14 protein-coding genes are annotated in these 15103 nt (G+C 54.2%); 7 read left to right on the top strand and 7 right to left on the bottom strand.

Annotated elements, in window-relative coordinates:
* The first annotated feature begins 55 nt into the window (after window positions 1–55).
* Complete coding sequence (gene mgsA / locus AAE045_RS09375) at window positions 56–514, top strand: methylglyoxal synthase (protein WP_455547476.1); 459 nt, start codon at window positions 56–58, stop codon at window positions 512–514.
* Here the strand turns inward: mgsA and helD are convergent, their stop codons facing one another.
* A complete protein-coding gene (helD, locus tag AAE045_RS09370; RefSeq protein ID WP_455547475.1) occupies window positions 515–2569 on the bottom strand; it encodes a DNA helicase IV in 2055 nt (684 codons plus the stop codon). It lies immediately after the preceding gene.
* 129 nt (window positions 2570–2698) lie between these two features.
* On the opposite strand from helD, the gene AAE045_RS09365 reads away from it, so the two are divergent.
* On the top strand, window positions 2699–3145 hold the full coding sequence (locus AAE045_RS09365; protein ID WP_455547474.1) for a YccF domain-containing protein: 447 nt from the start codon (window positions 2699–2701) through the stop codon (window positions 3143–3145).
* A 21-nt stretch (window positions 3146–3166) separates the two neighbouring features.
* Window positions 3167–5302, top strand: coding sequence for a YccS family putative transporter (gene yccS / locus AAE045_RS09360; RefSeq protein ID WP_455547473.1), 2136 nt, complete (start codon window positions 3167–3169; stop codon window positions 5300–5302).
* Here yccS and AAE045_RS09355 read toward each other — a convergent pair.
* Complete coding sequence (locus AAE045_RS09355; RefSeq protein WP_455547670.1) at window positions 5299–5913, bottom strand: TfoX/Sxy family DNA transformation protein; 615 nt, start codon at window positions 5911–5913, stop codon at window positions 5299–5301. The two genes, yccS and AAE045_RS09355, sit on opposite strands and share 4 nt — an antisense overlap.
* 219 nt (window positions 5914–6132) lie before the next feature.
* On the opposite strand from AAE045_RS09355, the gene sulA reads away from it, so the two are divergent.
* Together sulA and ompA are read left to right on the top strand one after the other, a co-directional pair.
* Window positions 6133–6642: an SOS-induced cell division inhibitor SulA gene (sulA, locus tag AAE045_RS09350; RefSeq protein ID WP_455547472.1), complete on the top strand. Its 510-nt coding sequence runs from the start codon at window positions 6133–6135 to the stop codon at window positions 6640–6642.
* Between the two features lie 355 nt (window positions 6643–6997).
* Window positions 6998–8077, top strand: coding sequence for a porin OmpA (ompA, locus tag AAE045_RS09345; protein WP_455547471.1), 1080 nt, complete (start codon window positions 6998–7000; stop codon window positions 8075–8077).
* Between the two features lie 89 nt (window positions 8078–8166).
* Here the strand turns inward: ompA and matP are convergent, their stop codons facing one another.
* Window positions 8167–8619, bottom strand: a complete 453-nt coding sequence (matP, locus tag AAE045_RS09340) for a macrodomain Ter protein MatP (RefSeq protein WP_455547470.1) — start codon at window positions 8617–8619, stop codon at window positions 8167–8169.
* A gap of 173 nt (window positions 8620–8792) precedes the next feature.
* Between matP and AAE045_RS09335 the strand changes: the two genes are divergently transcribed.
* Together AAE045_RS09335 and fabA are read left to right on the top strand one after the other, a co-directional pair.
* Window positions 8793–10547 (top strand): AAA family ATPase, encoded by a 1755-nt coding sequence (locus tag AAE045_RS09335; protein WP_455547469.1) that lies wholly within the window; start codon window positions 8793–8795, stop codon window positions 10545–10547.
* 68 nt (window positions 10548–10615) lie between these two features.
* On the top strand, window positions 10616–11134 hold the full coding sequence (fabA, locus tag AAE045_RS09330; RefSeq protein ID WP_455547468.1) for a bifunctional 3-hydroxydecanoyl-ACP dehydratase/trans-2-decenoyl-ACP isomerase: 519 nt from the start codon (window positions 10616–10618) through the stop codon (window positions 11132–11134).
* Between the two features lie 69 nt (window positions 11135–11203).
* On the opposite strand, the gene rmf is transcribed toward fabA, so the two are convergent.
* The 4 genes from rmf to pqiA form a co-directional block, all read right to left on the bottom strand.
* Window positions 11204–11371, bottom strand: a complete 168-nt coding sequence (rmf, locus tag AAE045_RS09325) for a ribosome modulation factor (protein WP_455427629.1) — start codon at window positions 11369–11371, stop codon at window positions 11204–11206.
* 257 nt (window positions 11372–11628) lie between these two features.
* Entirely contained in the window at window positions 11629–12195 is a 567-nt protein-coding gene (gene pqiC, locus AAE045_RS09320) for a membrane integrity-associated transporter subunit PqiC (protein WP_455547467.1), read from the bottom strand.
* Window positions 12192–13832 (bottom strand): intermembrane transport protein PqiB, encoded by a 1641-nt coding sequence (gene pqiB / locus AAE045_RS09315; protein WP_455547466.1) that lies wholly within the window; start codon window positions 13830–13832, stop codon window positions 12192–12194. The genes pqiC and pqiB overlap by 4 nt, the downstream gene beginning before the upstream one ends.
* Window positions 13822–15090, bottom strand: coding sequence for a membrane integrity-associated transporter subunit PqiA (gene pqiA / locus AAE045_RS09310; protein ID WP_455547465.1), 1269 nt, complete (start codon window positions 15088–15090; stop codon window positions 13822–13824). The genes pqiB and pqiA overlap by 11 nt, the downstream gene beginning before the upstream one ends.
* Window positions 15091–15103: the final 13 nt, after the last annotated feature.

Below are 15103 nucleotides of genomic sequence, written 5' to 3'. Positions count from 1 at the left end.
CAGCATCAGCGACTTCCAGTAAGCTGTGGTCAACGCTAATCAACTGGAAATACTCATGGAATCAACGACCCGTACCCTCGCGGCCCGCAAGCATATTGCGCTGGTGGCACATGACCACTGCAAAGAGTCACTTCTTAAGTGGGTTGAACGTCACAAGGCGTCCCTGAGCCAGCATGTGCTCTATGCCACCGGCACTACTGGTAATCTGATTCAGCGAGCCAGCGGGCTGGATGTGAATGCGATGCTAAGCGGCCCGATGGGCGGTGACCAGCAGGTCGGGGCGCTGATTTCTGAAGGGAAAATTGATATGTTGATTTTCTTCTGGGATCCGCTGAATGCCGTGCCCCATGACCCGGACGTGAAGGCGCTGCTGCGGCTGGCGACCGTATGGAATATTCCTGTCGCCACCAACCTCTCCACCGCCGATTTCATTATACAATCACCGGGTTTCAGCCAGGAGGTGGAAATCCTCATTCCTGATTATCAGCGCTACCTGGCTGAACGCCTGAAGTAATTAAGGGCGGCCTGCCGCGGGCACGCCGAGTCGTTTGAGAATGTCGACAAAATCAGACGGCTCTTTTTTATTAAACATCAGCCAGACACGATGACGTGCCCGCGTCATTGCCACATACAGCAGGCGCCGCTCCTCGGCGTCCAGATACTCTTCCGGCTGCGGGAGCAGGGCCTGTTCCATCACCGATTCCCTTGCCGGAGCGGGGAAACCGTCCTTGCCCTGCTGAAGGCCCAGCACGATGACATAATCCGCCTGCTGGCCCTTGCTGGCGTGGATGGTCATAAAATCGATCTGCAGCTTCGGCCAGCGCGTTGCCGCCTTTTCCAGCGCTGGCGGACGCAGATGATGATAGCGGGCCAGTACCAGTATCCGCTGCTCGGGCTTAGCGTAGCCGCTGAGCTTATCGAGCAGCGCCTCCAGCTGGTCTTCCACCAGCAGCGTCACCGATTTTTTATCGCCTTTCGATAAGCTATTAAGCGGCTTCGCCAGCTGATTCGGGTTTTGCTGAATAAAGCTGTTAGCTATTTCACCGATGCGGTCGTTGAAACGGTAGGTCGTGTCCAGCGCACACTGGTCCCCTTCCCCAAAGTGATGTGCAAAGGCCGTCGTCAGCGCCATTTCGGCCCCGCTGAAACGATAGATGGCCTGCCAGTCGTCTCCAACGGCATAAAGTAAAGTATGGGAATTTTGACGGCGCAGCGCCGCCAGCAGGGCCGCGCGCTGGGGTGAGATATCCTGAAATTCATCCACCAGAATGTGCTTCCACGGGCTGACGAAACGCCCTTTCTCCAGCACGTTAACCGCCTGGTGAATGAGGCCTGAAAAGTCCACCGCCTCTTCTGCCTTTAACGCGGCCTTCCAGCACTTCAGCAAAGGCGCCATGAGCTTAACGCGTCTGGTAAAGACGTCGCGCACTTCTTCGGGACAAGCGGCGATCATCTCTGCCTGCGAGCCGCCGTGCATGCGCATCAGCCCCAGCCAGCGGTCCAGCCTGCTGGCAAGGCGTTTTGCTAAACGTTCATCGCGCCAGAATTCGCCTTCAGGGACGTCCCACTCCAGTTCATCGCTTAGCCATTCACGCCATCCTTTTGCCTGGGCTTTTTTCTCGCGGCACTGCTGCTGCCAGTTTTCGATTAAGAGCCTGTGGCGTGCGCTGGTATCAGATTCCAGCTCGCTGATGCGCGGAGCCTTCTTGCTCCCCTGCTGGATAATATGCAGAGCCAGCGCGTGGAAGGTTCTGGCGGTTATGGCGTCGGTATGCAGACGCTCAGCGATGCGCTCATCCATTTCCTGCGCGGCCTGACGCCCAAACGCCAGCAGCAGAATTTGATCTTCCGTTGCCTCGCCGCGCTGCAGTAGCCAGCCTGCTCGCGCGACCAGCACGGATGTTTTACCGCTCCCGGCTCCGGCAAGCACCAGTAAGGAATCCTCACCGTTGACTACCGCCCGCGCCTGGGAAGGGTTCAGCGGTGAACTCTCCACCCCTTCAAAGAAGGCGGCATATTTTTCAAGCATTCGGTCGGTGTAGGCAGCATTCCTTTCATGGCGACGCTTTTCGCCCTGCTCGAGCCACGCTTTGCAGTTCAGCCACGCTTCCCGGCAGTTATCAAACTCTTCAAGACGTGCCTGCGGGAGAGGCAGCGCGGTGAAAGCCGACCTGACGTTCTGCTGCAGGGCCTGCATATCGCTGCGTTTGAACCATTTTTCCTGCTGTGTCCGGCGCAGGATTTCGTCATACTGCTCGTTGAGAACCTGAGCGGCAACCTCGCTCATTTCTGCGCTCCAGCTTTGCCAGAGCGCATGTAGATGCTGATAAAAGCGCTGGGTTTCACCCCACTCGGTGCCGTGCAGGCGAACGACTTTATCGTCCGGCAGTACGAACTCGAGCTCCCCCCAGACCAGGCCGCGCTTGATGTTAATCGCCACCAGCTGGTTGAATGGGATAAGGTATTCGTGACGATCGCCCTTAACCTCAACGCCCGCGCTGAGCAGCTTCACGCGATTGTAGGGATGCTGTGCTAAATGTTTGCCAAGGGAGGTCGCTTTGAGTTCCATGACGCTTTGTCTGCTCCTGAATTTTATTGCCGCTCAGTTTACCCGCCGAAGGGATCACGCTCCAGGGTAAAAACGCGTTACAATTGCTGTGGTTATTCATTGTATGACATTTACTAACGAAGAGTGCTTATGCGTACCGTCCTAAATGTATTGAACTTTGTGCTGGGTGGATTTTTGACAACCCTCTCCTGGCTACTGGCCACTCTCGTCAGTATTATTTTTATTTTCACGCTTCCGCTGACGCGCTCCTGCTGGGAGATCACCAAACTCTCATTCGTACCTTATGGTAACGAAGCCGTTCATGTCGATGAGCTTAATCCTCAGGGTAAAAGCGCGATAATGAACACCGGCGGCACCCTGCTGAACGTTCTGTGGCTGATTTTCTTTGGCTGGTGGCTTTGCGTTATGCACATCATGACCGGGATTGTTCAGTGCGTGAGCATCATCGGTATTCCGGTGGGCATCGCCAATTTTAAGATTGCCGCCATCGCACTGTGGCCAGTGGGTCGCCGCGTGGTTCCTGTGGAAGTCGCACAGGCCGCCCGCACCGCTAACGCCCAGCGTCGCTTTCAGTAATGCAGAGGGAAATGGCTGCTGATGCTTAGTCCTTTACTGCGCCGCTATACCTGGAACAGCGCCTGGCTGTATAACTTACGCATATTTATTGCGTTAACCGGTACGGCCGCCCTGCCCTGGTGGCTCGGAGAGGTGAAGCTGACCATCCCGCTCACCCTCGGGGTGGTTGCCGCAGCCCTGGCCGATCTGGACGATCGTCTGACCGGCCGGCTGCGTAATCTGGTCATCACCCTGGTGAGCTTTTTTATCGCCTCCGCATCGGTAGAGCTTCTCTATCCCTGGCCGTGGCTGTTTGCTCTTGGGCTAATGATTTCCACAAGCGGGTTTATTCTGCTTGGCGGACTGGGCCAGCGCTACGCCACTATCGCTTTTGGCGCGCTGCTGATTGCCATCTATACCATGCTCGGCATCTCTTTATATAGCCACTGGTATCAGCAGCCGCTGCTGCTGCTCACCGGTGCCGTCTGGTATAACCTCCTGACACTTGCCGGGCATTTGATCTTTCCGATACGCCCGTTACAGGACAATCTGGCCCGCTGCTACGACCATCTCGCCCAGTTTCTGGACGTTAAGGCCACGCTTTTCGACCCCGATATAGAGGATGAAAGCCAGGCGCCAATGCTGAAACTGGCGATGGCGAACAGCCAGCTGGTCACCACGCTTAATCAGACAAAAGCCTCTCTGCTGACCCGCCTGCGGGGCGATCGGGGGCAACGAGGTACCCGGCGTACACTACACTACTATTTCGTCGCCCAGGACATTCACGAACGCGCGAGCTCTTCACATATTCAATACCAGGCATTGCGGGATAAGTTTCGGTACAGCGATATCATGTTCCGCTTTCAGCGACTGCTTACCATGCAGTCACATGCATGTCAGCAGCTATCACGCTCGATTTTGCTGCGGATGCCCTATCAGCATGACGCAAGTTTTGAACGCGCATTTACACACCTCGAAGCCGCTATCGAGCGCGTCAACGCAGCAGACCCGACAGGAAGTGAAAGAAAGGCGCTCGGTTTCCTGATGAATAACCTGCGCGCCATCGATGCGCAGCTGGCGACGATTGAATCTGAACAGGCTCTGGCAGCCCCCATTAATGAAATGGAAACGCGGCTAGCCGATGACAGGCTGACGGGCTTTGGAGATATCTGGCAGCGACTGGCCCGCAACCTGACGCCGGAATCCGCCCTGTTCCGCCATGCTGTGCGCATGTCCACCGTGCTTTGCGTCGGCTATGCGTTTATTCAGTTTACCGGGCTGCAGCATGGCTACTGGATACTGCTGACCAGCCTCTTTGTCTGCCAGCCTAACTATAGCGCCACACGCCGACGCCTGGCATTGCGTATCGTGGGTACGCTTATCGGCGTAGCGCTCGGCCTGCCGATTTTGTACTTTGTTCCGTCGCTGGAAGGCCAGCTGATCCTTATCGTGATTACCGGCGTGCTGTTCTTTGCGTTCCGTAATGTTCAGTATGCGCACGCAACGATGTTCATTACGCTTCTGGTTCTGCTGTGCTTTAACCTGCTCGGGGAAGGCTTCGAGGTGGCTTTACCTCGCGTTATTGATACGCTTTTGGGCTGCGGTATCGCCTGGGCCGCGGTGAGCTTTATCTGGCCAGACTGGCGCTTCCGCCGTCTGCCGCTGGTAGTGGAACGGGCATTCAACGCCAACTGTCGCTACCTGGATGCCATTCTTGAGCAATACCATCAGGGACGGGATAACCGGCTTGAGTATCGAATCGCGCGCCGGGATGCTCATAATCGCGATGCGGATTTAGCCTCCGTGGTGTCGAATATGTCCTCAGAACCCCGGGTTACGTCCGAGACGAAAGAAACGGCGTTTCGCCTGCTGTGTCTGAACCATACTTTCAACAGCTATATATCAGCGCTGGGCGCCCATCGCGAAAAGCTCAGCAACCCACAAATCCTGCTGCTGCTTGACGATGCCGTTTGCTATGTGGATGACGCCCTTCATCATTTGCCTGCGGACGAAGAGCGTGTTCAGCAGGCGTTGAGCAGCCTTTCAGAACGAATTGCGCATATCGAAGCCTCTGCGGAGACGAAAGAGCCTCTGGTCCTGCAACAGATTGGTCTGCTTGTGGCCCTGCTACCGGAAATTTCTCGCCTCCAGCAGCACATTTTACAGGAGGCTGATTAACGGCGTTTTCGCTGCTCATATTGTCGGTACCAGTCTGCCAGCTCCTGGCGTATCCGCGCCGGGAGTGCAGCTTCATGAGTACCGGATATCGCGCCGGCCAGCGCCAGCAGAATCTTCAGGCCAACGCATTTCTTAACGGTGCGCAGTTTTATCCAGCTGCGTCTTGCACCATATGCATACAGCGTACGGATATCCGTGATCCCCGCTTCCCAGAGCATGATTTCCAGATTGACAGACAGATTAGGTAAATCTTTCAGGCGCTGCTGAACTTTGCGACCCTTACGCTCGCGGCGCGCGCTTCTGAGTGAAAGGGAGGAAAGGTGCAAAAGTTTTTTTGAATCTTTCCAGAGCTCTTCATCAACTCGGTAGTAGTTCAGCGCGATGGGCCGACCACGCTTACTGAATATCAGGGGAGGGGAGGCTTTTTTTACGAAGTAACTTTCGCACTCTTCACAAGCCCGCAGGTAGAGTTCGCCCTCGGAGACCATAGCAAAAACCACATCTTCTACGGCCAGACTGTAGCCGCCGAATTGTGAACGATAATCGATTTCCCCCAGCGCTGAGAGGTATTCTCTGGACTGATGTATTCGCACATATGACTTCACTCTCATGAATATGTCCTTAATTATCATGAATTAAATTTTTACTGGCTTCGCTACCCCTTCCCGTAACAGGAAAATAAGTAACCTGGCAGCGGGCTGCAATAGCAATTTAACAAATGAGCAAACTGCGTGAAGAATTTGCGAGATGTCTTCCGAAATTTTGATTGATCTTTACCCGCACAGGCATTACTGTATATGCATACAGTAACCCATCAGGCGGGACTCACTATGCACACATTCAACTACCGAACTCAACTTACTCAACGCGCGGCCAAAGCGCTCTCCCCTGCCCCTTCCCAGGCAGACCATGAGATCAGAGGATTGATTAGTGAAGTGGTCTACAGCGAGGACCAGCCATGGATGACGCAGCTTCTGCTGTTACCGCTTCTCCAGCAGCTCAGCCAACAGTCACGCTGGCAGCTTTGGCTCACGCCAAAACAGAAATTAAGCCGTCAGTGGGTTGAGGCTTCCGGGCTGCCGCTGGCAAAAGTCATGCAGGTGAGCCAGCTGGATGCACTTTTCACCGTTGATGCTATGGTAAAAGCATTAGAGACAGGAAATTACAGCGTTGTTATCGGTTGGTTATCGGACGAATTGACCGACGATGAGCATTTTCGCCTTGCTGATGCAGCAGAAAAAGGCAACGCGATCGGGCTCATTATGCGCCCAAACCGAAGCGGTGGATCCGCAAACAGACCACGAAGCGAGCTAAAAATTCATTCTAGTTTGTATCATTAAGTAAATTTAAGATAAATCCTGGAACTTTTTATGTGATTCGGATAACGCACTGTGTTTATTCGCGAATCCCCTTCGCAAGCCGCTTCTGGCGGGATCCCCGCCTAAAATGCGCGTTCAATTTACAGTCATGTTTGTTAGCAAATGTGTACGCAAGTCGTTTTTTTTCATATGCCTGACCGAGTTCACACTTGTAAGTTTTCAACTACGTTGTAGACTTTAGCTCGCCAGGGTTGCTCTTCATAACACCGATTGATCGGTAGAGTAACAATTGAGCGTGAACCCGGGCGAAGGATTAAACCCTGGGCTTTAAGATTTAAGGCTCATGGCCTATTTGGATGATAATGAGGCGCAAAAAATGAAAAAGACAGCTATCGCGATTGCAGTGGCACTGGCTGGCTTCGCTACCGTAGCGCAGGCCGCTCCAAAAGATAACACCTGGTATGCTGGTGGTAAACTGGGCTGGTCTCAGTTCCATGACACCGGTTTCTACGGTAATGGTTACGAGGGCGGCATCGGCAACGGTCCTACCCACGAAAGCCAACTGGGTGCTGGTGCCTTCGGTGGTTATCAGGTTAACCCGTACGTTGGTTTTGAAATGGGTTACGACTGGTTAGGTCGTATGCCATACAAAGGCGACGTAAACAACGGCGCTTTCAAAGCACAAGGCGTTCAGCTGACTGCTAAACTGAGCTACCCAGTAATGGACGATCTGGACGTGTACACTCGTCTGGGTGGTATGGTTTGGCGTGCAGACTCCAAAGCAGCATATAACAACGGTGCTGGCGGTCGTCTGAAAGACCACGACACTGGTGTTTCTCCAGTATTCGCTGGTGGTGTTGAGTGGGCTGTTACTCGTGACATCGCTACCCGTCTGGAATACCAGTGGGTTAACAACATTGGTGATGCAGAAACCGTTGGGACTCGTCCAGACAACGGCATGCTGAGCGTAGGTGTTTCTTACCGTTTCGGTCAGGAAGATAACGCACCAGTTGTAGCACCTGCTCCAGCTCCAGCGCCAGAAGTACAGACCAAGCACTTCACTCTGAAGTCTGACGTTCTGTTCAACTTCAACAAATCAACTCTGAAGCCGGAAGGTCAACAGGCACTGGATCAGCTGTATACCCAGCTGAGCAACCTGGATCCGAAAGATGGTTCTGTTGTCGTTCTGGGCTTCACCGACCGTATCGGTTCCGACCAGTACAACCAGAAGCTGTCTGACAAGCGTGCACAGTCTGTTGTTGATTACCTGATCTCTAAAGGTATCCCAGCTAACAAGATCTCCCCACGTGGTATGGGCGAATCTAACCCAGTTACTGGCAACACCTGTGATAACGTAGCGCCTAAAGCTAAACTGATTGATTGCCTGGCTCCAGATCGTCGCGTAGAGATCGAAGTTAAAGGTATCAAAGACGTTGTAACTCAGCCTGCGGCATAAGTTACCGTTATAAAAAAACCCCGCCAAGGCGGGGTTTTTTATTGTCTGAAATTTGCCATTTGAAAAGAGACTGGGGCCGTAATGCGGCCCTACTCTTTACCGAGCAAGGCCTGCAGATCCTGTTTCAGATTCGACATTTGGCTTGCGTACTTCTCTTTACGCTCGGCATCTTCAATCAACTGCACAATAGTTTCTGAAAGCGTACAGCCGCGCCGATGCGCAAGCCCCGCTAATCGCTGCCAGACCAGATATTCCAGATCGATAGATTTCTTGCGTGTATGCTGGTGTTCCGCGTTGAAGTGACGCTTACGGCGGGCACGAATCGTCTGCTTCATGCGATTATGAAGCACAGGATTCATGTGCTGCTCTATCCAGCCCAGCACCTGAACAGGTTCATTTTCCAGGCTGAGCAACGCGTCTACGGCTTCTTTTGCCGCACTGGCTTCGATATAGCGGGTGATGAGTTCCCCCTCCCGGTGCTTCTTAACCAGATACTTCCACTTCCAGCCGCTCTCGAGATTTTCTAACTGTTGATATTTCATCGCGATCTCAGTGTGACCGTGTAACTTACTTCAGGATAACAGTTTTTTCGGCTTTCGCTCACCTGAAAAATGAAAGCTGTGAGCCGTATAAACTTGTTCTCTGCATTAACCGTGTGCTGCCCTCCCTATTCTTGTATAATCGCGCCTTTACATCTAATTAATAAATAGCGACTTTGACGACTAATCGACTTGAATGGCGTGCCCTTGTTCCCGATACCGAGAGTTATCAGGAACTGTTTGCGCAGCCTTATGACACCGACTCTGCTCCCTTCTCCGCTGTCCAGCCACGCCTGTTTTACGGCCTGCAACAGCTGAGCCAACCGGTAGCCTCGGCTGATCTGATGCTGGTAAAAGCCGCTGAAGAGTCCGAGTACCTTAACCTTATTGCCGCGGCGACCCGCGAAGTCTGGCAGACGGCTGAGACGCTCACCGGCGGTCACTATGTGATTGAAGGTAGCCGCATCACGCTGCGCCCGGCGCAGACGGATGAAGATAGTTTCGCCGGCAGAAGCGACGTAGTCGTTGCCGACTGGATTGAAGCCGAGCAGCTGTTTGGCTGCGTGCGCCAGTTCGGCGGCGAAATCAGCCTGACGCCAGGACTTATCCACCGTGCCAATGGCGGTGTGCTGGTGCTGTCCTTACGTAGCGTGCTGGCGCAGCCCCTGCTTTGGCTACGCCTGAAGCAAATGGTGACCCAGAAGCGTTTTGACTGGATTTCTCCGGACGAAACGCGCCCGCTGCCGGTGAGCATTCCTTCTCTGCCTCTGGAACTTAAACTTATCCTCGTAGGCGAGCGAGAATCGCTGGCTGATTTCCAGGATATGGAGCCGGAGCTGGCGGAGCAGGCAATATACAGCGAATTTGAAGAGAATCTGCAGGTTACCTCTGCGGAAGAAATCCTGTTATGGCGTCAGTGGATCCATGCGACCGCGCAGGCTAAGCAGCTTCCCTCCCCTGGCGAAGATGCCTGGACAGTCCTGATTCGTGAAGCTGTGCGCTACAGCGGCGATCAGGAAACGCTCCCGTTAAGTCCTCTTTGGCTGACTCGCCAGCTGCGTGAAGTTGCAGCGTTTACCGAGGGGGAAACCTTCAGCGGCGAGCAGCTCACCCAGATGCTGCTTCAGCGTGAGTGGCGGGAAGGCTTCCTGGCGGAACGCATGCAGGATGAAATCCTGCTTGAACAGATCCTCATCGAAACCGAAGGGGAAATGGTCGGCCAAATCAACGCGCTGTCGGTGATTGAGTTCCCGGGCCATCCACGAGCTTTCGGCGAACCTTCGCGCATTAGCTGCGTTGTGCATGTTGGCGACGGTGAGTTTACGGACGTAGAACGTAAAGCTGAATTAGGCGGCAACATTCACGCCAAGGGCATGATGATCATGCAGGCGTTTCTGATGTCTGAACTTCAGCTCGAACAGCAGATCCCCTTCTCTGCCTCTATTACCTTCGAGCAGTCCTACAGCGAGGTCGACGGTGACAGCGCGTCTATGGCGGAACTGTGCGCGCTAATCAGCGCCCTGTCTAACGTGCCGATTTATCAGCATATCGCCGTGACGGGTTCAGTCGATCAGTTTGGCCGCGTGCAGCCTGTTGGCGGGCTAAACGAAAAGATTGAAGGCTTCTTCCGCATCTGCCAGCAACGAGAGCTGACCGGGCAGCAGGGTGTGATTATCCCTGTCTCTAACGTGCGCCATCTCTGCCTGCATCAGGACGTTCTGGATGCGGTAGAAAAAGGACAATTCACTATTTGGGCCATCGATGAAGTCGCTGATGCGCTACCCTTATTAACGAATTTGCCATGGGATGGTGAAGGACAAAATACGCTGATGCGTGCGGTCCAGGAGCGCATCGCTCAGGCCTCCGCTCAGGACATTCGGCACCGCTATCCCTGGCCACTGCGTTGGCTCAACTGGTTCAACCACAACTGATCGGACTTGTTGAGCGTACACGTGTTAGCTAACCTGCGTGCTTCTTTATAAAAAGGCTTACTGTAGACATGGTAGATAAACGCGAATCCTATACGAAAGAAGACCTTCTTGCCTCTGGTCGCGGCGAACTGTTTGGTGCTGAAGGCCCACGGTTACCTGCGCCACCTATGCTGATGATGGACCGCGTGGTCAAGATGACCGAAGACGGCGGTAACTTCGATAAAGGTTACGTTGAAGCAGAACTGGATATCACCCCTGACCTGTGGTTCTTTGCTTGCCACTTTATTGGCGATCCGGTCATGCCGGGCTGTCTTGGCCTCGACGCAATGTGGCAGCTGGTAGGATTCTACCTCGGCTGGCTGGGCGGCGAAGGTAAAGGCCGTGCGCTGGGCGTGGGTGAAGTTAAACTTCAGGGTCAGATCCTGCCGACCGCTAAGAAAGTGACCTACCGTATTCACTTCAAACGCGTTATTAACCGTCGCCTGATCATGGGCATGGCGGATGGTGAAGTGCTGGTTGATGGCCGCGTGATTTATACCGCCACCGACATGAAAGTAGGCCTGTTCAAAGACACCACTGCTTTCTAATCCCGCTGTACATCCCCGAAAACGTGAAACCTCCGCATGGCGGAGGTTTCTTTTCTAAAGAGACAGTGATTACGCGGTAACCGCCCTGTCTTCCATGGCTTCTCGCCAGCCTCCCATCCAGTACGACCTCTGATTTAGTGTCTGGTAAGGACATAACTCTTTGGAACGTCCTGCGATACCTGCTTGATAACCACGTTGATGAGCCCGTTCCAGGCGATCTCGTTTTTGTCTCTTCATGCCTCGTTTCCCTCATTACTTTAGTCTGGTGGAAAGAAAACAGTGATTACGAAACGTGCAATCACATCTAACGAATACCCGCAAACTTCTCTTCCGTCAATGCGCAAAATTCACGCCAACGTCATATTTGTGAGCTACGCGGAATATCATTTGTACAAAAAATGTGAGTTCGCACAGGTAACGAATTCAAGGCAAAAGAAAAGCTGCGCTTTACCCAAAGGATAAAGTACGCAGCTTTTTTGTGCGGTACGAATGAATTAATTCAGGCGTGAAAGCTCGCTGGCGATGCTCTGAGCCTCCTGCTGCCAGGCCTGAGCGAGCGTTTTCACCATCGCGTCATAGCCATCATCCTGCTGTTTCATCTCAATGTGGAACGGCTTTTTGATGAGCTGTCCCTGATGATTGAGCAGCCACTCGCCGCTAACCACCACCTTGCCGTCGTAGCGCCCGTGGAAGCCGGTGACGTTAATATTCAGAGTATCCTGATCGTAACCCAGCGGCTGCGAAGCCACTACCCAGCCCGGCAGCGCGCTGCCCAGATTGCTGACCAGCGTGGTGCGCAGCTGCTGATCCAACGGGCTGGCCCACAGATTGCTGGTAGCGATAACGTATTTCACCTCGCTGGTCTGATAAACCACGCCGTTGCCGGCGAGGTAATCAGGAACGGAAACCTGCTCCACCCATAACAGGTGGGTGCCAGGCTGGCTCACAGCCTGCATAGCAGGCTTAGAGCTTTGAGGAAGCTGATAGTACGTTTTGCCATCATCGCTGCTGCTGCAGGCGCTCAGCGCCATTACCGCACATAGCGTTAGCCACTTTTTCATTCTTTAGCCCTCTTCGGCTGGGGATCTTTTTTATCCTTCGCTTCAAAGATCAGCGAATTGCTCTTATCGTTCAGGGTTCGCAGCACCGGCTGGAGCTCGCGCAGAACCTGATCGAGGCGCTGCATATCCCCTACCATCTTGTTGTAAGCGGCGGAGCCAGGCTGGAAGCCCTGCATGCTGCGGTTCAGCTCGCGGAGCGTGGCCTGCATGTTTTCCGGCAGGGACTGCGTTGCCTTGTTGGCCATCAGCTTGTTCATGCTGTCGATGGTCACCTGCAGGCGCTGCATCGTCCGCTGGGTTTCAGCAAGCGATTTGGTGGACTGTTCGATCATCGGGTTCAGCGGCAGATTGTTAATCTTATCCAGCGTCTGCAGCAGGCTCTGCTGAATTTGCGCAAGGCCACCGCTCATCGTAGGAATGATTGGATAGCCGCCGAAGCTCTTCATGTCTTTGATCGGATCCGCTTTCGGATAGAAGTCCAGATCGACATAAAGCGCGCCCGTAAGCAGGTTGCCGGTTTTCAGCGAGGCTCGTAATCCGCGCTGCAGCAGGCTTGCCAGGCTATTTTTAACATCCATTTCAGAGCCGACGATGTTCTGCAGGCGCTCCGGCTCGATGCGGATCAGTATCGGGATACGGAAGTCATCGTTAAGCTTCTGGCGCATGCCCGGCGTGAAGAACGGCACGCGAGCGACAGTCCCCAGACGAATACCGCGGAACTCAACCGGTGCGCCAGGCTGCAGGCCACGCACGGAATCTTTGAAGAACATCAGATAGTCGATGTGCTCGGTATAGAGCGAATCCTGAATGCTTTTCTGATCGTCAAAGAGTTTGAATTCGCTGCCCGTCTGCACCGGCTCGCCCGTTTCCAGCGAGTCCGGCACGTCAAAGCTCACCCCACCGCTGAACAGCGTGGTCAGGGAGCCCATCTCAACGCGCATCCCCTGGGAAGAGAGATCGACCGCCACGCCGCTGTCTTTCCAGAAGCGGACGTTATTGGTGACCAGACGGTCGTTCGGCGCGCTGATAAACAGCTGATAACGGATGCTGCGCTTGGTCGGATCGAAGGTGCTCGTTTCAACGGATCCCACGCGATAGCCGCGGAACAGCACCGGATCGCCCGGAGAAAGCTGGCCCGCCTTGTTGCTGTCGAGAATAACCCGAATGCCTTTGGCATCAGGCGAGGCCAGAGGTGGCGAATCAAGCAGATCGTAGCGCTCCGGCTGCGGTCCTTTTGTGCCAGGCTGCAGCTCTATATACGCACCAGACAACAGAGTGCTCAGGCCGGATACGCCGCCGCGCCCTACCTGCGGCTTGACGACCCAGAACACCGAGTCTTTGTGCAGCAGTTTTTCCATTCCGGAATTGAGACGAGCGGTGATCTGAACGTGCAGCAGGTCATCAGAAAGCACGGCGCTTTCCACGACGCCGACATCCACGCTGCGGCTTTTAATGGTGGTTTTACCCGCCTCAATGCCTTCCGCGCTGGTAGTAATCAGCGTCACTTCCGGTCCCTGATGGCTGTAGTGATAAAACAGGATCCATGCGCCAATCAGCGCGGTCACAATGGGGAAGATCCACACCGGCGACCAGTTTTTCACCTTTTGTACTTTTGCTTCCCCGCTTTTATTTTCCATGCTCAGACGACTCCTCATGGGTTGAATCTGATGCGCGATCCCAGGACAAGCGAGGGTCAAAGGTCATCGCAGCAAACATTGTCAAAATAACCACAAACGCAAACATAATGGCGCCGATAGCCGGATAGATATTCATCAGTGCGCCCATCCTGACGAGGGCTGAGAGCACCGCAATGACAAAGACATCGATCATCGACCAGCGGCCTACAAATTCCACAACTTCATAAATCAGGTGCATGCGTTCGCTGTCACGGTCGCCGTGGCCTTTGGCGTCCCAGCATAGCCAGGCAATGGCCAGCATTTTCAGGGTTGGCACCATGATGCTGGCGATAAAAATGACCATTGCCACCGGAAACGAGCCTTCATTCCACAGCAGGATAACGCCCGCCAGGATCGTCGAGGGATACTTACTTCCCAGCAGTTCAGTGACCATAATCGGCAGCAGGTTCGCCGGGAGATACAGCATAATCGAAGTGAGCAGCAGCGCGATGGTCCACTGCAGACTATGACGCTTTCTGATGTAGCCTTTGGTTTCGCAACGGGGGCAGATCAGCTGATCTGCTGGCACGATGGCGGTACAGCAGGGGCACGAGCGCAGGCCCTGATTAATGCCTGCAACGCCTGGTTTCAGCGTCTGGTCAATGACCGGCATTGGAGCGATATCGTCCCATAGCCAGCGTCTGTCGACGCACTGAAAAGCACGTAGCTGCAGCAGGCAGAACAGGCACCACGGGAGGAAGCTGCTGCCGACGCCTATGTCACCATAGGCCATCAGCTTTACGAAGCTGACCAGCACGCCGGCCAGGAAGATCTCCGCCATTCCCCAGGATTTCAGCTGGAACAGCAGACGAGCCAGACCACGCTTGAGGCGGTCAGGCAAATTAACCTGGTTTACCAGCAGCAGAATAGAGAGCAGGCAGAGGGCTGGAACAGCCTGCACAAACAGCATAAAGAAGGCGCCGAGGCTGGAATAATCTTCGGAGAACATCACGCCGGGGATTTCCAGCAGCGTGACTTCGCTGGTAATGCCCGCGACTTTCATATTGATGAAAGGGAACAGATTAGCCAGCAGCAGCATAAAGAGCGCGGCGATGGCATAGGCCGTAGGCCGCTGACGCGGAGATTCCCATTGGGTGACAAGCGTTGTGCCACAACGTGGGCAGGCGGCCTTGTGGCCATCCTGCAATGCTGGCAGTGCTACCAGTAAGTCACATTGTGGACACAATATGTGCGAACTCGGATGATGCGTGGCACACATATTGGGTCTCCTT

The sequence above is a fragment of the Dryocola clanedunensis genome, from assembly GCF_038405435.1.
GTDB classification, from domain to species: Bacteria; Pseudomonadota; Gammaproteobacteria; order Enterobacterales; family Enterobacteriaceae; genus Dryocola; species Dryocola clanedunensis_A.
This window is presented reverse-complemented; position numbering and strand designations above follow the sequence as displayed.